The 18,016-nt window shown below is 70.7% G+C and carries 12 protein-coding genes and 1 tRNA gene; 5 read left to right on the forward strand and 8 right to left on the reverse strand.

The annotated features are described in order from the left end of the window. Nucleotides 1–8 precede the first annotated feature (8 nt). Together ACIBK3_RS36340 and ACIBK3_RS36345 are read left to right on the forward strand one after the other, a co-directional pair. A complete protein-coding gene (locus tag ACIBK3_RS36340) occupies nt 9–1,232 on the forward strand; it encodes a hypothetical protein (protein WP_399371958.1) in 1,224 nt (407 codons plus the stop codon). Next, the gene (locus ACIBK3_RS36345) at nt 1,229–5,611 is read left to right on the forward strand and encodes a caspase family protein (RefSeq protein WP_399371960.1); all 4,383 of its coding nucleotides are present in this window, start codon (nt 1,229–1,231) and stop codon (nt 5,609–5,611) included. The genes ACIBK3_RS36340 and ACIBK3_RS36345 overlap by 4 nt, the downstream gene beginning before the upstream one ends. Before the next feature lie 6 nt (nt 5,612–5,617). On the opposite strand, the gene pth is transcribed toward ACIBK3_RS36345, so the two are convergent. The 6 genes from pth to ACIBK3_RS36375 all read right to left on the reverse strand — a co-directional run bounded on the left by pth (nt 5,618) and on the right by ACIBK3_RS36375 (nt 10,774). Next, nucleotides 5,618–6,220 carry an aminoacyl-tRNA hydrolase gene (gene pth / locus ACIBK3_RS36350; protein ID WP_399371961.1) on the reverse strand — a complete coding sequence of 201 codons (603 nt, stop codon included), beginning with the start codon at nt 6,218–6,220 and terminating at the stop codon, nt 5,618–5,620. A gap of 98 nt (nt 6,221–6,318) precedes the next feature. After that, complete coding sequence (locus ACIBK3_RS36355; protein WP_399371962.1) at nt 6,319–6,915, reverse strand: 50S ribosomal protein L25/general stress protein Ctc; 597 nt, start codon at nt 6,913–6,915, stop codon at nt 6,319–6,321. Between the two features lie 223 nt (nt 6,916–7,138). Continuing rightward, complete coding sequence (locus ACIBK3_RS36360) at nt 7,139–8,119, reverse strand: ribose-phosphate diphosphokinase (RefSeq protein WP_399371964.1); 981 nt, start codon at nt 8,117–8,119, stop codon at nt 7,139–7,141. Between the two features lie 133 nt (nt 8,120–8,252). Further along, complete coding sequence (gene glmU, locus ACIBK3_RS36365; protein WP_399371965.1) at nt 8,253–9,701, reverse strand: bifunctional UDP-N-acetylglucosamine diphosphorylase/glucosamine-1-phosphate N-acetyltransferase GlmU; 1,449 nt, start codon at nt 9,699–9,701, stop codon at nt 8,253–8,255. Nucleotides 9,702–9,823: 122 nt separating this feature from the next. Further along, nucleotides 9,824–9,899: transfer RNA gene (locus tag ACIBK3_RS36370), tRNA-Gln, on the reverse strand. A gap of 56 nt (nt 9,900–9,955) precedes the next feature. Next, on the reverse strand, nt 9,956–10,774 hold the full coding sequence (locus tag ACIBK3_RS36375; RefSeq protein ID WP_399371966.1) for a hypothetical protein: 819 nt from the start codon (nt 10,772–10,774) through the stop codon (nt 9,956–9,958). A gap of 168 nt (nt 10,775–10,942) precedes the next feature. On the opposite strand from ACIBK3_RS36375, the gene ACIBK3_RS36380 reads away from it, so the two are divergent. Further along, nucleotides 10,943–12,253 (forward strand): sensor histidine kinase, encoded by a 1,311-nt coding sequence (locus tag ACIBK3_RS36380; RefSeq protein WP_399371967.1) that lies wholly within the window; start codon nt 10,943–10,945, stop codon nt 12,251–12,253. A 56-nt stretch (nt 12,254–12,309) separates the two neighbouring features. Here ACIBK3_RS36380 and ACIBK3_RS36385 read toward each other — a convergent pair whose 3' ends face one another. Both ACIBK3_RS36385 and ACIBK3_RS36390 read right to left on the reverse strand, forming a co-directional pair. Then, complete coding sequence (locus tag ACIBK3_RS36385) at nt 12,310–12,801, reverse strand: SUKH-3 domain-containing protein (RefSeq protein ID WP_399371968.1); 492 nt, start codon at nt 12,799–12,801, stop codon at nt 12,310–12,312. Nucleotides 12,802–12,911: 110 nt separating this feature from the next. Next, complete coding sequence (locus ACIBK3_RS36390) at nt 12,912–13,448, reverse strand: YwqJ-related putative deaminase (protein ID WP_399371969.1); 537 nt, start codon at nt 13,446–13,448, stop codon at nt 12,912–12,914. Between the two features lie 353 nt (nt 13,449–13,801). Between ACIBK3_RS36390 and ACIBK3_RS36395 the strand changes: the two genes are divergently transcribed. After that, nucleotides 13,802–14,821, forward strand: a complete 1,020-nt coding sequence (locus ACIBK3_RS36395) for an SMI1/KNR4 family protein (RefSeq protein WP_399371970.1) — start codon at nt 13,802–13,804, stop codon at nt 14,819–14,821. Between the two features lie 7 nt (nt 14,822–14,828). Beyond that, nucleotides 14,829–17,915, forward strand: a complete 3,087-nt coding sequence (locus ACIBK3_RS36400) for an SUKH-4 family immunity protein (RefSeq protein WP_399371971.1) — start codon at nt 14,829–14,831, stop codon at nt 17,913–17,915. Nucleotides 17,916–18,016: the final 101 nt, after the last annotated feature.

An 18,016-nucleotide genomic window follows, 5' to 3' on the forward strand; every position in this document is an offset into this window, starting at 1 on the left:
GGGCGGCGATGGGCACCTTGTTGTTCGTGCACGGTACCGGCGTACGGCGACACGACTACAGCGAGACGCTGGACCACCTGCGCACCGCGCTCACCCGCCTGGTCCCCGACGCCCAGGTGCACGACTGCTACTGGGGCGACACGTTCGGCGTCCCGTCAGGCGTGGGCGGCGGGGCGCTGCCCGGCGCGGCCCCGGCGGTCGAACTGGACGTCACCGCGGAGCGGAATCTCACCGAGGAGGACCGTGACGTCCTGCTGTGGGGGCAACTCTACGAGGACCCACTGGCCGCGCTGCGCCCGCCGGACGACGAGAACGACGGCGGCCGCGTCCTGCTCGGCGACCGCACGGGCCGCCACGTCGAAACACTCGCCCGCGAGCTCGCCCATCAGCCCCCCACCGCTCTGCACCCGTTCCTCCCGCACGAGCCGGCCCGGACCGCGTTCTCAGTCTCCCTGACCGCTGTCCTCGACAGCGCGGCCGGCCGCAGCGCCCTCGCCCAAGGGGCCGGCCCCGGCCGGCTGCCCCGCGCCGTCGCCACCGCCGCCGTCGCCCACTACCTGGGCGGATTCCTGTGGCGCGGCGCGCCGCTGCCCTGGAACAGGGCCGAGCGCGACGAAGTGGTGGGCATCGTCACCGGCGAACTCGGCGGCGAGGCGCGCGGCACCGGAAGAGTGGCCCTGCGCACGTCCTGGTGGGCGGCGCAGCGGTTCGGCGTGGTCTCCTTCCTCGGCCGGCGAGCCGACCGGCTCCGCCCGTGGGTCATGGAACGCATCCACCCCCAGGGCGGCGACATCCTCAAGTACCTCGCGCGCGGCGAGGCGCTGCGCACCTTCCTGCGGCAGCGCGTCGCCGAAGTCGCCGTCGGGCATGGCCCCGTCGTGCTGTTCGCCCACAGCCTGGGCGGTATCGCAGCCGTGGACCTGCTCGCGCAGCAGGAACTCAGCGGCGTACGCCACCTCGTCACCGCCGGGTCCCAGGCCGCGCACCTGCACGAGATCGGCGCCCTGCCCGGCCTCGCCCCCGGAGAGAGGCTCCCGGCGCACTTCCCCCGCTGGACCAACATCTACGACAAACGCGACCTGCTCGGCTTCGTCGCCGAACCGGTTTTCGGGGACCGGGTCCGCGACGTCGAACTCAACGACGGGCAGCCTTTTCTCGCCGCCCACAGCGGCTACTTCCGCAACTCCGCCGTCCACGCGCTGCTCGCCGACATCCTGCGGGACACCGTATGAGCACACCGCCGCGTCCCCCCTCGCCCGAGCGCACCTGGGCCGTGCTGGTGGGGGTGGGGCAGTACGCCTCGCCCGCCTGGGCCCCGCTCAGGGAAGCCGCCGCCGACGCCCTCGGCCACGCCAAGTGGCTGCGTGACCAGGACGTACCGGCGAAGCAGATCCGGCTGTTCGTCTCACCGCACGACGATCCGGCCGTCCAGGAGACCGCACAGCGACTCGGCATCACCGTCCAGCCCGCCGAGCGCCAACTGCTGGAGAGGGTCCTGACCGAGGAAATGCGCGGCTGGGAGGGCGACCTGCTGTGGCTCGCCTGGAGTGGACACGGCGTGACGAGCCCCGACGCCGGCGACCTGTTGCTGCTGTGCGGCGACGGCCCCGAGCAAGGGGAGTGGACCATCAACGCGGCCTCCATCGAGGACATGCTGCAGTCCGACCCCTACAAGGACATCCCGCTCAAGTTCTTCTTCATCGACGCCTGCCGCACCCGCACACCGGCGGCCAGGCGGTACGGAAAGGCCATCCTCCCGGTGCCGCCCGACGCGCGGTCCGAGGTCGACCTGTCCGTGCTCTACGCCACCCAGGACAACACCAGCGCGGGCAGCGGCCGGCTGGGCTTCACCCACGCCCTGCTCCAGCACCTGCACATGGAGCGGCCCTGGCCCCCCGATGTCGAGAAACTCCGCAGTGCCGTCGAGAAAGACCTCGGCAGGCTCGGGCAGGTCCCCGAGCTGAGCACCCGCAAATGGCGGGGGAACAGCAACCACGAGGAGATCATTCCCCAGCGCTCCCTTCCCAGCTGGCTGCGCACCCACGAACAGGCCCTCGACAAACTCGGCGACAACTACAAGAACGACGCGCTGCGTTACTCCGACCCCCCTGAGGAGGCCGAGCACCGACCCGACAACATCCTCACCGGACTGCGGAACGCCGACGAATCCGTCACCGGAGTGCTGCTGACCGGCCCCGCCGGCGTCGGCAAGACCCGTACCTGCGTCGAAGTCGCGGGCCGGGCCCTCGAACACGGCTGGACCGTCCTCCACGTCGACCACGACCCCGACCCGTCAGAAGGGGCCCTCCTCGACGAGATCCGCAGAATACGCGCCGACCAGCCCGGGAAGCCCCTCCTGCTCGTCCTCGACTACCTCGACCTGTTCAAAAGCCTCGGCCTGGTGCAGTTCGCCAAATCCCTGCGCACCGAGGCCGGCGACGGAGCACGGATCGCCTGTCTGGCGACGGTCCGCCCGGGCGCCCTCGCGATCGTCGACGATCGCTTCGCCCCCGAGCTCTTCCACCAGGAGATCCGCCTCCCCGAGGACGAGGCGCACCAGCGGTCGGTCGCCCGCACGATCTTCGAGTCGGTCGCACGCCAAGCCCTGGACGCGTGGGGCCTGGACGAGATGGCCGACATCTGCACCACCCGCCCCGGCTTCGCTCTGCCCCACGCCATCGCGGTCGAGAAACACTTCCAGAAGATGAAGGCCCGCGGCGAGGACCTCTCCGCACCGCCCCCGTCCCTCCCCCGCGGCGACCTCGTCCTCTGGCTCCGCAGGCGCACCGACGCAGACCTGCCCGGCACCGACCGTCCGCTGCTGCTGGCCAGCACCCTGGCCGCCCTGTGCTGCCCGCACTCCCGGACCCCCGTCGAGCGCACCGTCGACAGCTACCTGGCCCATGTGCCCGACGCCGAGGACCGCGCCGCCGACATCGTCGCCCACCTCGAAGAACTCGGCTGGCTGCGGCACACCACCGACGGCACCGACCGCGTCCGCATGGTGCACGACGCCGTCACCGACACCTTCCTCGACCGGGCCCTGCGCTACCGCAGCAGAACCGGAACGGGCACCAGAACCCTCGACTCCCGCGCATTGCGCGGCTTCCTCGACGCACTCATCGACGACCCCGAAGCCTACCGACAGGCCGTCGAACACCTCAGCCGCTGGGCCGCCGACCTCCCGCCACACGACGGCGCGGGGCGCAGACTCCCCACCGAATGCGCGGACTGGCTCGGCGAGGACGAACGCAAGAAAACGGTCCTCCGCACGTTCCTCGCCGCCCCCCGCGAGGGCATGCGCACCCTCGTAGCGATGATCTCCGCCGAACCCTGGCGGCAAGGCACCATCCGCACCTGGCCCGACATCGCCGGACCCTGGATCCGGGCCACCGAGCAGACCGAACCCGCACTCGCCCGGACCTTCCTCACCCAAGCCGTCCGCAACCACGGCGGACACCTGCCCGAAGTCCTGCTCGACGCGGCCCGCGACTGGCTCGACCAGCACACGGCGACCGACCCCAACGCACTTCCCCTGATCACCGCCCTCCTGAGCAGCCCCGGCCCGCCTTTCGAGGACCAAGGCCGCCGCGACCGCCTCGAAGACCACGCCCTGACCTGGCTCCGCGAGCACGGCCGCCGCCGCGACGCCCGCCGTCTCCTGCTGTCCCTGCTGAACACCGGCGCGTGCGGTCCCACCGTCCAACGGGCCGCCACCCGCACCGCCCTCGCCCTGGTCCTGGCCCGCCGGGCCCCCGCCGACCGCGACACCGAGTGGCTGCTCACCGCCCTCTACCGCGCCGGCCACCTCACCGACGAAGAGTGGCCCCGCCTCCAGAAGGCCACCAAGGCCTGGCTGGCCAGGCACCCCACGGAAAGCAGAGCCAGCCACCTCCTGAAGGAGGCGATCAACCGCACCGACATACCCGCCCCCCAAGCACAGCACATCGCCGACGCGGCGCTCGCCTGGTTGAAGACCCACGCGTCCAAGGACTACGCCGACTTCGTCCTCTCCGCCCTGCTCAAACGGGAAGGACTGCCCGCGCCAACCCTCAGGAAGGCAGTCCAACACGTCCGCGAAACCTGGGAACCGGACCGGTTGACCGCCTCCAACGCGTCCTTCGTCATCGCCCCTCTGCTGCACGACAACCGCGCCACAGCCATCCCCGACCTCATGCCCGCCAACGTCGCCACAGCCCTGCGCTGGCTGGAGAAGAACGGCACCCAACCCCACGCCAGCTTCGTCCTCGCCAACCTCCTCCGGCTCCGCGACGCCGCCACCCCGACCCAGGACACGGCCACCGTCAAAGCCGAAGCGATCACCACCGCTCTGGCCTGGCTCAAAGCCAACCCCGGCTGGGACGTCCACCTCATCGGCTCACTCCTCGCCCAAGGACCCCACATGAGCCTGCCCCAGCGACACGAAGCCGCAGGCGAGATCGTGCGGCGCATGGAGGACGACACACACCGCGGCGCGGGCCCCGGCCTCGAAGACAGCTTCGTCCACCGCGAACTCCTCGAGATGAAAGGCCTCACCGCCGACCTCCAGGACGCCGCCTTCCGGCACGCCGAGATCTGGCTCGGCATCCACGGCCCCGAACCAACCGCCTCGTTCGTCGTCGCACCCCTCCTGTTCCAGGCCAAAGCCTGCGGCGCCCGGACCGAACTCAGCCTTGCCGCCGAGCACGCCCTGCGCTGGCTGGACACTCACGGCACCACCAAAGAGGCCGCGTACGTCCTGAAGAACCTCCTCTTTGCCCCCGGCATCCACACCGCGGACCTCGACCCCGAAACCGTCGCCCACCGCACCCTCGACCACGCCGTGGCCTGGCTCGCAACCAACGGCCTCGACCTCGAGCAGTTCGCCACCTCCACAGGCGCCTCGGTCCTCGGCCGGCTCCTCGACCGGCGCACGGAACTCACCCCCGGACAGGCCGCCACCCTCCTCGACACCGCCACAGCCGGACTGGAACACCGTCCACGCACACCGGACACGGCCACCGAGGAGAACCGCCTCCTGCGCCTGCTCCTCAGAGCACCCCTCACCGACCCGGACACCGAATCCCGCACAGTCCGATGGACCCTCGACAGACTCGGCCCCCACCCCGCCGGCCCCGACGACAGCTGGGTCCTCAGCATCCTGCTGCGCCGCGTCATCAAGGCCGGAACCCGTGACACCGACGTCATCGGCGCCACGCTCCGCTGCCTGGGCACCCATCCCCGCCTCTTCGAGGACTACCACGCCCTCCACCGACTGCTGGGCATACGGCCCCTCCCGCCCTTCGCCCGGCAACCCACCGAAGACCACGCCACCGAGTGGCTCGAGCAGCACGCCACCACCGTGGAAGCCGGCCTGATCATCGCCGGCCTGCTCACCCAACGCGGGGACACCGGCACCCCCACCGACGACGTCGTACGCACCGCCCTCACCTGGCTCGACGACCACGCACCCCGCCGCACCGCCCGACACGTCCTCGCCGCCCTCGCCCACGACGCCGCACCCCACCGCGACACCCTGCACACCCACGCCGAGCGGTGGCTCGAAGCCAACCCCGACGCCACCGACGAAGACCGGCAGACCGTCCTCGCCGCCCATCCGCCGGCCGGCTGACAGGCCTCAGGAGTTGTACGTGCTCTGCGCCCGCTCCAACCCCTCGATCACCAGAGCCTCCACCGCGTCCGACGCCCGGTCCACGAAGTAGTCCAGCTCCTTGCGCTCCGCCGACGAGAAGTCCTTCAACACGAAGTCCGCCACCTGCATACGACCAGGAGGCCGCCCGATCCCGAACCGCACCCGGTGATACTGAGCACCCATCACCTTCGTCATCGACTTCAGCCCGTTGTGCCCGTTGTCCCCACCACCGAGCTTCAACCGCAACGTCCCGAAATCGATGTCCAACTCGTCATGAACCGCCACGATCCGCTCCACCGGCACCTTGTAGAAATCCCGGAGCGCGTTCACCGGCCCACCCGACAGGTTCATGTACGACATCGGCTTCGCCAGCACCACCCGCCGGTTCCCCGGCCCCGGCGGCCCGATCCGCCCCTCCACCAACTGCGCCTGCGCCCTGCCCGCCCGCTTGAACCGGCCCCCCATCCGCTCCGCGAGCAGATCGGCCACCATGAAGCCGACGTTGTGCCGATGGCCCGCGTACTCGGGCCCCGGATTGCCCAGCCCCACGATCAGCCAGGGCACGTTGGCATCGGTCGTCACGTCCATGTCTCCTTGATACGCGCCAGCCGCTGCCCCCGGAGGGAACAGCGGCTGACAAAACGACGACGGTGAGGATCAGGCCTCGACCAGCACGAGGTCGAAGATCACGCCTCGGCGGACTCCGTGCCGCCCTCGGACTCCTCGCCGGCGGCCTCCTCGGCCTGCGCGGCCAGAATCTGCAGGACGACGGTGTCCCCGTCCACGCCCAGCTTGGTGCCCGACGGCAGCGGGATGTCCTTGGCGAGGATCGAGTCACCGGCCGACAGACCCTCGATGGAGACCGTGACGGACTCCGGGATGTGCGTGGCCTCCGCCTCGACCGGCAGCGCGTTCAGAACGTGCTCCAGCAGGAAGGCGCCGGGAGCCAGGTCACCCTCGGTGTGCACGTAGATCTCGACGTTGACCTTCTCGCCACGCGTGACCAGCTGCAGGTCCACGTGCTCCAGGAAACCCTTGATCGGGTCACGCTGCACCGACTTCGGGATCGCCAGCTCGTTCGACTTACCGTCGATGTCCAGCGCGATCAGAACGTTCGGCGTACGCAGCGCCAGCAGCAGCTCGTGGCCCGGAAGCGTCAGGTGCAGCGGGTCGGAACCGTGACCGTACAGAACACCGGGAACCTTGCTGTCACGGCGGATACGACGGGCCGCACCCTTGCCGAACTCGGTACGGGTGGTCGCCGAGAGCTTGACCTCGGACATATGGATCACTCCTCGTAGAACTGGGAACGGACGTGGTCACCCGGCCACGAACGGCCTGCTACGAAGAGCGCGTCGATAACGGACAGCCGTACCGCACAGGTACGGCCTCCCTCGCCGAGCAACTTCACCAGTCTACTCGGAGCAGGAGGCCGTACCAAAAAGGATCTTCGCCGCTTCTCGACTACCGCTCGTCGACTACCGCTCGTCGACTACTGCTCGTCGACTACTGCTCGTCGAACAGGCTCGTCACCGAGCCGTCCTCGAACACCTCACGCACCGCACTGGCGATCGTCGGCGCGATCGACAACACCTTTATCTTGTCCAGGTCCGCACCCAGCTCACCCGGCGTCGGCAGCGTGTCCGTGAAGATGAACTCGCTCACCCGCGAGTTCTTCAGCCGGTCCGCCGCCGGACCCGACAGCACACCGTGCGTCGCCGTCACGATGACGTCCTCCGCACCGTGCGCGAACAGCGCGTCCGCGGCGGCACAGATCGTGCCACCGGTGTCGATCATGTCGTCGACCAGCACACACACCCGGCCCTTGACCTCACCCACGACCTCGTGGACGGTCACCTGGTTCGCCACGTCCTTGTCACGCCGCTTGTGCACGATGGCCAGCGGCGCGCCCAGCCGGTCACACCAGCGGTCGGCGACCCGCACCCGGCCCGCGTCCGGGGACACGACCGTCAGCTTGTCCTTGTCCACCTTCTTGCCCACGTAGTCCGCGAGGAGAGGAAGGGCGAAGAGGTGGTCCACCGGACCGTCGAAGAAACCCTGGATCTGATCCGTGTGCAGATCCACGGTCAGGATGCGGTGCGCACCCGCCGTCTTCATCAGGTCCGCGATCAGACGCGCCGAGATCGGTTCACGCCCACGGTGCTTCTTGTCCTGCCGCGCGTAACCGTAGAACGGCACAATGACAGTGATGGAGCGAGCCGACGCACGCTTCAACGCGTCGATCATGATCAACTGCTCCATGATCCACTGATTGATCGGAGCCGTGTGGCTCTGAATCACAAAGCAGTCCGCACCACGCGCCGACTCCTGATAACGGACATAGATCTCCCCGTTCGCGAAGTCGAAGGCCTTCGTCGGAACAACCCCGACACCCAACTGCTCGGCGACCTCCTTGGCAAGCTCGGGGTGGGCGCGGCCGGAGAAGAACATCATCTTCTTCTCGCCGGTCGTCTTGATCCCGGTCACAGCACTGTCTCCTCAGAGGTTTCTCAGCGGGTACCGAACGACCGTCTCAACTGGCTGCGAGAGGCCGCCTCGGCTGGTGGGGTGCGAGTGCGCACTTATCACGGTACGCCGTGTCAGGCGCACACGTTTCCGGTCAGCCCTCGCCGTCCTCCCCACGCGACGCCGCCTCGGCCGCCTTCGCCGCCGCGCTCCCCGGACGCTTACGAGCCACCCAACCCTCGATATTCCGCTGCTGACCGCGGGCCACAGCCAACGAACCGGGCGGCACATCCTTCGTGATCACGGACCCCGCGGCGGTGTACGCACCGTCCCCGACCGTGACAGGAGCCACAAACATGTTGTCCGAACCCGTACGGCAGTGAGAGCCGACCGTGGTGTGGTGCTTGTCCTGCCCGTCGTAGTTCACGAACACGCTCGCCGCACCGATGTTGGTGTACTCACCGATCGTCGCGTCACCCACGTAGGACAGATGCGGGACCTTCGTCCCCTCCCCGATCGACGCGTTCTTCGTCTCGACGTACGTACCGACCTTCGACTTCAGCCCGAGCCGCGTCCCCGGCCGCAGATAGGCATACGGCCCCACAGTCGCCTCCGGCCCGACCTCCGCACCGTCCGCCACCGTGTTGTCCACCCGCGCCCCGGCACCGACCACGGTGTCCGTCAGCCGGCTGTTCGGCCCCACCACCGCACCCTCACCGAGATGCGTCGCCCCGTGCAACTGCGTCCCCGGCAGCACGGTCGCGTCCTGCTCGAAGGTGACGCTCACATCGACCCACGTGGTGGCCGGGTCGACCACGGTCACCCCGCCCAGCATCGCCTCGGTCAGCAACCGGTCGTTGAGGATCCGCCGCGCCTGCGACAACTGCACCCGGTTGTTGATCCCGGCGATCTCACGATGATCGCCGGCGACACACGCCCCGACCCGATGCCCGGCCTCCCGCAGAATGCCGAGAACGTCCGTGAGGTACTCCTCACCCTGCGAGTTGTCCGTACGCACCTTGCCCAGAGCGTCGGCGAGAAGCTGCCCGTCGAACGCGAACACCCCCGAGTTGATCTCCCGGATCGCCCGCTGCGACTCGGACGCGTCCTTGTGCTCGACGATCCCGGTGACAGCCCCCGACGCCCCGTCCCGCACGATCCGCCCGTACCCGGTCGCATCCGGCACCTCAGCCGTGAGCACGGTGACCGCGTTGCCGTCGCCGGAATGCGTCGCGGCGAGGGCCTGCAGCGTCCCCGCGGTCAGCAGCGGAGTATCCCCGCACACGACCACCACGGTCCCGTCGACCGACCCGCCCAGCTCCTCAAGAGCCATCCGCACGGCATGCCCCGTACCGTTCTGCTGCGCCTGCACCGCCGTACGCACCTCGGCGTCGGTCTCGGCCAGGTGCGCGGTCACCTTCTCGCGGGCGTGACCCACGACCACGACCAGGTTCTCCGGCTGCAACTCACGGGCGGCGGCCAGCACATGGCCCACGAGGGAACGGCCACAGATCTCATGCAGGACCTTGGGTGTGGCCGACTTCATACGGGTGCCCTCACCCGCTGCGAGAACGACGACGGCTGCCGGGCGAATGGCGCTCACGGGGTTGCCCTTCGGCTTCTGGGAGGGGGTGGACATCCGCAGGATACCGGGGTGTTTCGTGGGGGATATGAGAGTGGGCCCTGACTGTGCAGTCAGGACCCGAACCGAGGTCTTGTGCGCTGTGGCTCCCCCGCAAGGATTCGAACCTTGTCCTGCTGGTACCAAAAACCAGTGTGCTGCCAGTTACACCACGGGGGACGGCGCTTCAGACCTTACCTGAGACGTCCCTGCGCCTGGGACACGATTCCCTCCCATCAGCCTTCGATGCGGATGTACAGGTCTGCGCTTCTCGCGACGGTGATGACGAGGCAGCCGTGGTAGTCGTCACCGGTGTTCTTGCGGACGGTCTTGGGGTTGTGCTTCTTGATCGTCGGCCGTGCGAAGGTCGAAACATCAATGCTGGCGAGGTCTGCCCAGTGCCGATGCGCGGCGTCGATATCCGCCGATTCGTGGATCAGGACGCGGAAGCGTAGGCGGTTTCGATCTACGCCGAGCAGATCGAGCCATGCGAGGTAGGTCTGGATCACGCCCGGATCACTGTTGACGAAGACAGCGCGTTCGCGTCGGTCGTACGGTTTGCTCTTTGAGCCCTCAGCCCAATACAGCGCGACGCCGGCCACGAACAGTTCCCGATCCGTCAGGCTGCCGACCTCCTGGTTTGCTGCCAGCCTGGTTTTCTTGCGCTCCTCGTTCTGGGTCTCGCGTAGCCTCACCAGCCCTTCCCTCATGAGTGCTTGCTGTTCTCCCGGGGTGTAGCGCGGTTCGGGCCTCGGCAGGTCCCGCACCCACAGCGACACCGAACTCCTCGAGCAGCCCAGTTCCACCTCGATCTGGTCGTACGTCCAGCCCTGGAGCCGTAGCTCGCGTGCCCGCTCCCGCAGGTCATCCTTCGCATTCGGCCGCTTGGTCCACTCGGGCGGCGGTTCCCCCTTGACCAGTTGGTTGAGGATGTCGTTGTTGAAGATCTTCAGCTCGTCGCGGATCTGCCGAAGGCTGTAGCCGCCGCGTCGCAGCGCCACCGCCCGCTCCCGCAGCCCCTCGAAGTCCGCGTACTTGCCGTGTGGATGTGCCATAGGCATACCGTCCGGGCGGAATGCGATCTTCCGGGGTCGAACAGGAGCTGGTTCAGCAGTTCGAGGGATTTCGGGCCGTATCGTCGTCGTTCGGTCACTGAATGTGGTGTAGGCCAGTCACGGAAACTCACCGGAAAAGGGGCGCCCGGCGACCGTAGTCTGGAGGGCATGACCACGACGGGGGAACACCACGCGACGGCCGCGGAAGGGCCGTGGTGGTGGGAGCGCAGGCGCAGTGCGGTGCTGGATGTGGGTCTGGCGCTGGTGTCCGCGGTGGAGTGTGCCGTGGAGGGGGTTCCGTTCGCGCGGGACGCGGGGATTCCGCTCGGTGCGGGGATCGTGTTCGGTTTGTCGGCCGGTTCGGTGCTGGTGTTGCGGCGGCGGTGGCCGATCGCCGTGGTGCTCGTGTCCATCGCGATCACGCCCGCCCAGATGGGCTTTCTGATGGGCATCGTCGGCCTGTACACGCTGGCCGCCTCGGAGTTGCCGCGTCGGATCATCGGTTCGCTGGCGGGGATGTCGCTGGTGGGGACGTTGATCGTGACGTTGGTGCGGGTGCGGCAGGACATGGCGCGGGGGGATCTGACGCTGGGGGACTGGTTCGTCCCGTTCGCGTCGATCACGACGTCGCTGGGGCTGACCGCGCCGCCGTTGCTGCTGGGTCTGTATGTGGGGGCGCGGCGGCGGCTGATGGAGAGTTTGCGGGAGCGGGCGGACAGTCTGGAGCGGGAGCTTCAGTTGCTGGCGGAGCGGGCCGAGGAGCGGGCCGAGTGGGCGCGTAATGAGGAGCGGACGCGGATCGCGCGGGAGATGCATGACGTTGTCGCGCATCGGGTGAGTTTGATGGTGGTGCATGCGGCGGCGTTGCAGGCGGTGGCGCGGAAGGATCCCGAGAAGGCGGTGAAGAACGCCGCGCTGGTGGGGGATATGGGGCGGCAGGCGCTGACCGAGTTGCGGGAGATGCTCGGGGTGCTGCGCAGTGGCGAGCCGGGGCCGGCGCGGCGGGAGAGTGTGCCGCTCGCGGCGGTGGGGGTGGCGGCCGCGGCGGCGGCTTCGCGGGCGGTGGATGACGGGGGTGCGGCGGACGGGCCGTGTCTGTCGGATCTGGATGTGCTGGTGGGCCAGTCGGCGGCGGCGGGGATGGTGGTGGAGCTGTCGGTGGAGGGGGAGTCGCGGGAGTACGCGGCGGAGATCGAGCAGACGGCGTTCCGGGTGGTGCAGGAGGCGTTGACGAACGTCCACAAGCATGCGGCGGGGGCCAAGACGCATGTGCGGTTGGCGCATCGGGGGGCGGAGGTCGCGATGCAGGTGGAGAACGAGCCTCCGGGTGAGGTGTCGGCGGCGTCTGCGCGGTTGCCGTCGGGGGGCAATGGCTTGGTGGGGATGAAGGAGCGGGTCCTGGCGCTGGGCGGGGTGTTCGTGTCGGGGCCGACGGAGGCGGGGGGTTTTCGGGTGTCGGCGGTGATTCCGGCGTCGTAGGGACGGAATCCGGCGTCGTAGGGACGGAATCCGGCTCCGTCCGGCTCCGGTCGGCTTTATCCGGTGGTGAGGCGGGTGGGTTCGGTGCCGGCGACGAGGGTGGTGAGGGCGCGGTCGAGGTCGGGGCCGAGGTACCAGTCGCCGGTGTGGTCGAGGGCGTAGACCCGGCCTTCGGTGTCGATGGCGAGGAGGGCCTGGGTGTCGGTTTCGGCGCCGAGCGGGCAGACCTCGGTGTCGAGGGCGCGGCCGAGGTCGCCGAGGGTGCGGGCCAGGTGGAGGCCGTGCAGGGGGTCGAGGTGGAGGGTGGCGGGGGCGACCTGGCGGCCGGGGCCGGTGGGGGTGATGTGCAGTCCGCCGAATTCGGCCCAGGCTTCGACGGCGGCGGGGAAGACGGCGTGCCGGTGTCCGGCCGGTGAGGTGTGGTCGCGCAGGGTGTCGGCCCAGATCTCGGCTTGTTTTATGTCCCAGCGTCCGGGTTGCCAGCCGGCGGCGCGCAGGGCGGCGTCGACGGGTACGGCGAAACGGGTGGTGGTGCGGTCGGGGTGCATCTGCCCTTCGTTCGTGGAGATCGTTCGGTGGCGCGTGATCGTTCGGTGGTGCCTGATCGTTCTGGGTTGCGTGATCTTTCTGGGGGACGTGGGGGGAGGGTGTGGGGCGTTCAGCTGTCTGTTGTCGTGGAGTCGACGATGCGGACGCCGAAGTGGGCGCTGAGCGCTGTGCAGGCCCGGCAGGGGGCGGCGAAGGTGCCGTGGAGGGGGTCGCCGTCCTCGCGGATGCGGCGGGCGGTGAGTTTGGCCTGCTTGAGGGATCTTCGGGCTTCGCCGTTGGTCAGGGGTTTGCGGGCGGCGCGTTTGCTGCGGGCGGCGTCCACCGCGGCGATGTGGCGGGATATCAGCAGGGCTTCGGCGCAGCGGCCGGTGAAGCGGTCGCGTTGTCCGCTGGGGAGGGTGTCGAGGAAGTCCTGGACGAGGGGGTGCAGGGCGGGGGGCTGGTCGCCGCGGGCGGCGGTGCCGGTGAGGGTGGTGCCGCGGACGGAGAGGGCGGCGGCGATGGTGGGGAGTATGCCGTCGCGGCGGTGGCGCAGGGTGGGGGCGTGCGGGGTGTCGGTGCTGCTCCAGCCGATGCGGGGGTCGCCGGACGTGCCCGGTCGCGGTCCTGGGTGTGGTCCCGTCTGCGTGGCGTTCATGATCGTCATCCCCTCGCGAGCATCCCCCCGGCGGACACAGACTGCCAAATGGCGTGGCTGGTGCGGAAGCTGGGGCGGTGCGACACGCCCGTGTTCGGGCAGGCTGTCACGGTGGGGTGACGGCTGGTCACGGAAGCGGAGGGGTGCTGACCGGTGCCCGGTGACCGGGTTCGTCGTACCGCATAGGCTGTCGGCACCGCGTTCCACGCGGTCGGTGCGTGGAGTGAAGTGGGCAGAAGTCGGGGCGGGCGTCGAGACGTGGTCGAGACGGTCGTCGTGATGGACGAGACAGTCGATACGGGGCGTAGTGGCGCGGAGTCGGTCACTACGGGTCGTACAGAGTGCCGCAGGGGGCAACCGCCATGACGACAGGTCGGCTCGGGCTGGGGGCGCCTCCCGGCCGTCAGGCCGGGGGACAAGCCGTGCCGCCGAACGCGGCGTATGCCGGGCAGGTCGTGCATTTCCCGGATCCGGTCCGGGCGGCCCGTCACCCGAGAGGGGTACGGGTGGACGAGCGTGGTTACCCCGACTTCTCCGCGTATGCGCGGGCGGCGGTGGAGATCGCGGAGCCGCCGGAGGGTTTCGGGGTCGATGAGTTGCGGCTGACGGACTACGTGTCGGCGAACGCGGCGTTGTCGGCGACGGGGCACGAGTTGTGGGACACGGTGCCGGCGGTGGCGACGCCGCACGGCTGGACGTGGCATCACGTGTTCGGCGGCCGGCGGCTGGAGTTGGTTCCGGTCGAGGTGAAGGCGTTGTTGCGGCATCACGGTGGGATCGCGACGTCGGCGGTGGACCAGGGCAAGCGGGGCACGCGGCCGTTGCAGGAGACGCGTCCGGTGCATGTGGGGCTGCCGAAGTCGGGTGTGGCGGTGACGGAGGCGCAGGTGCAGGGGGTCGAGGAGGATCTCGGGTACCGGTTGCCGGGTGCGTACCGGTCGTTCCTGAAGGCGGCGGGCGGGTGTGCGCCGGTGGGCGCGGCTCTGGACGCGGAGTTGGGGCTGCTGGTGGACCAGCCGTTCTTCACGGTGCGGGACGAGGCGGCGGTCAACGATCTGGTGTACGTGAACAAGTGTCTGCGTGATCATCTGACCAAGGACTATCTGGGGGTCGGGTTCGTGCAGGGCGGTCTGCTGGCCGTGAAGGTGAAGGGCGAGCGGATCGGTTCGGTGTGGTTCTGCGCGTACGACGACGCGCGGGACGTGGATCCGTCGTGGTCGCCGGCGGAGCGGGTGGAGCGGTTGCTGTTGCCGTGCGGTGAGGACTTCGACGTCTTCCTGTCGCGGCTCGCGGGCAACCCGCCGGAGTTGGAGACCGTGGCGAACCTGATGGTGGACGGCGGGTTCGCGCGGTCCGTTCCCGTGTCTTGCGTGGGGGAGTGATTCGGCGATGGTGACGTTCGCGCAGGCGCAGGAGCGCGCGGAGGAGTGGATCAACGGGGATGTGCCGTCGTATCAGCATCGTGAGGTGCGGGTGCGGGAGTTCGGACTCGGGTTCGTGGTGTGGGCGGAGGACCGGGCCGACGGGCCGCGTTCGGACGGGGGCGCGCAGCGCCTGGTGATCGCCCGGGACAGCGGGGAGGCCACGTTGTGGCCCGCGCTGCCGGTGGGGGAGGTGGTCCGCCGGTACGAGGAGGAGTACGGCCGTGCGGACGCCGTCGCCGACGTGGCGCCGGCGCCTGCGGCTCGGGTGGACCTGAATCAGACGTCGTTCTTGTTGAGTCCGCCGGAGTGGTTGCAGGAGGCGGCGGACAAGTTGGGGATTCCGGATCGGCGGGGGGTGGGGGCAGGGACGGGCGCGGGCGCGGACGCGGACGCTGGAAGAGGGTCTTCGGCTTCGGCTTCGGCTGCCTCGGGTTCGGGTTCGGCCTCGGGTCCGGGGTCCGCTTCGGCTGACGGGGTGGGGGCGCTTGCCCAGACGCAGGCCGGGCCCGGGGGTGTGGGGGTGGGTGCGGCTGCTGCCGCTTCCGACGTTTCCGGCGGGTCGTTGGAGGGGGCGCCCGGTGCGCCCGGTGTGCCGCCGGGCGCGACGCCGTGGGCCGGGACGGACACGAACGCGGACGCCGGTGAGGACCGTTCGGTACCGCTGCCGGCGACGGTGTTCGCACCGCCGCTGAACGGTGCCGACGACGCGGCCCGGCCGCCCACGGCACCGCCGGACGCCAAGACGGCACTGATGCCGGGCGGGAGCCAACTCCCGCGGACCCCGGTCGCACCGACGGCGGACGAACAGAACACGCCGGGCCCCCAGGGGGGTGCGCCCAGCGGGCCGTCGTACGGCTATCCGCAGGGTTCCGGTGGTTCCGGCGCGCCCGGGACACCGCCTGCGCCGCCTTCGTACGGCTATCCGCAGGGGGCCGAGGGCGGGGTGCCGCAGCCTCCTGCCGCCGGGGCTCCTGCCGCCGGGACCGGTGGTCCGAGGCGGTCGCCTGCGCCGAACGCCGAGGACATCGCCGACGCCGCGACGAGCAAGGCGGAGCCACCGTCACGTCGTGCCCGGGGCGCGGGTGCGAATCCGCCGCCTCCGCCGGGTGCCCCGGGTACACCGGGAGCGCGACCGGCCGGCACGTCGGGTCCGGGTGGGCCGTCGGGGCCGGCGGCAGGCGGGTACGTGCCGACGCAGTTCGTGTCGGCGCCCGGACCCGACGGACCGCAAGGGCCCGACGCCGGGCCGGGGGCTCCCTCCGCTCCGGGCGGACCGCATGCCGGTGCGCCGAACCAGCCTGGCCCGCCGAACCCGCCGAACCCGCCGAACCCGCCTGGCCCGCCGGGTCCGCCCGGTGCGCCCAATCCGCCCGGTGTTCCGGGGGCGCCCGGTGGTACGCCTCCGGGCGGTGTCCACCATGCCGCCACGGTGCTTGCCGGCCCGGGGCGGATGGGCCCCGGGGCGGGTGCGCCGCAGCCTCCGGGCGCCGCCGGCGCACCCGGTACGCCGCATCCGCCGGGTCCTCCTGGGACCCCTGGTGCTCCCGGTGCTCCTGCTGGGACCGCTGGCGCTGTGGGTTCTCCCGGTGCGCCGGGTACGCCGGGTACGCCTCAGCCTCCTGCGTCTCCGGGGATGCCGGGTGCCCCCGGCGCACCCGGCGCCCAGGGCCCGTCCGGCGGCGCGCGCGGGGCCGCGCACCACGCCGAGACCGTGCTCTCCGCGCCCCCCGCCGGGGGCGCCCCCGGCACGCCCCCGCCACCACCACGCCCCGGCGCTCCAGCCGCCCCCGGCATGCCCCGGGGCGCCGCCGCGCCCCCGGCCCCGCCGCAGTCGATGCCCCCTGGCGCCGTGCACCCGGGCACGATGCCCCCGCCTGGAGCCATGCCCCCCGGCCCACCTCCGGGCGGCATGCCCCCCGGCCCGGCGATGCCGCCCCCGGGCACCATGCCCCCGCCTCCGCCGCCCGGAGCCATGCCTCCGGGTGCCATGGCTCCGCCCGGCGCCATGCCTGCGCCGGGTGCCATGCCACCGCCGCCCGGCGCAGGGCAGCCCTCGTACGGCTATCCGCAGCAGGGGCAGCCGACCGTCGGCCCCGGGTATCAGGCCGTGTTGCGCTACCGCGCGCAGGACGGGTCCGAGCAGCAGCTGATCCGGCGTTCGGCGCCCGGGACGCCGCACCCGGAGTGGCAGATCTTCCACGAGCTGCGGGCGATGAACGTGCCGCCGGACCAGGTCCTGGAGCTGCATACGGAGTTGGAGTCGTGTGAGCTGCCGGGTGCGTACTGCGCGCGGATGATCCGGGAGCAGTGGCCGCAGGCCCGCATCGCGAGCATCGCCCCGTACGGCACGGATCACGCGAGCCGACAGCAGGGCATGCACCAACTGCTCGCTCATCAGGGCGAGTTGCACCAGGTGGCGGACGGTCCCGCCCGGCCCGCTCCGGTACGGGCACCGCTCCCGCAGGTGCAGCCCGCGCCGCCGATCCCGCCGGAGGGCGTGGCGCACGAGCTGGCGGGGGCGTTCGGGCCGGGGATCTTCCGGTTCGAGCAGATCGCGGTGGACCGGCAGGGCGTGCCGCCGGTGGTCGCGCACTCGCTGGTGGTGGCGGGGCTGCCGATGGACATGGGCCCGTTCTTCTGGGCGCAGGCCCAGCCGGGGCGGCCCGTGCCGACGCTGGCGGAGCTGGCTGCCGAGCGCGGGGTGCGGCCGGCGCCGGACGCGGGCTCGTACCTCGTCATGGGCAGCGACTTCGGCAAGGCGGTCTGTGTGCAGTACGGCACCGCGAACATCGTGGCGGTGCCGGTGGAGGCGGGGCCGGGCGGTGCGTCCGTACCGCCGCAGTTCGTGAACACGGGGCTGCCGGAGTTCCAGCGGTGCCTGGCGCTGCTGGGCCGGATGTGGCGGCTCCGGTTCGGGCTGAACCAGGAGCAGGCGGGCCGGTGGACTGTGGACTTCCAGGCCCAGTTGGCCTCCCTCGATGCGGCGGCGCTCGGTTCGCCGGAGAGCTGGTGGTCGGTGCTGCTGGAGCAGATGTGGGACGGCTTGTTGTGACGCCCCGCCCCTGATGCGCCGCCCCTGACGCCACACCCCTTACGCCCCGCTCGCCCCGTCCGTGACGCGCTGCGCGTACGAAAGGGCCGGACCCGGTCGCA

This window comes from Streptomyces sp. NPDC050287, assembly GCF_044459385.1.
In the GTDB taxonomy this organism is placed as follows: Bacteria; Actinomycetota; Actinomycetes; order Streptomycetales; family Streptomycetaceae; genus Streptomyces.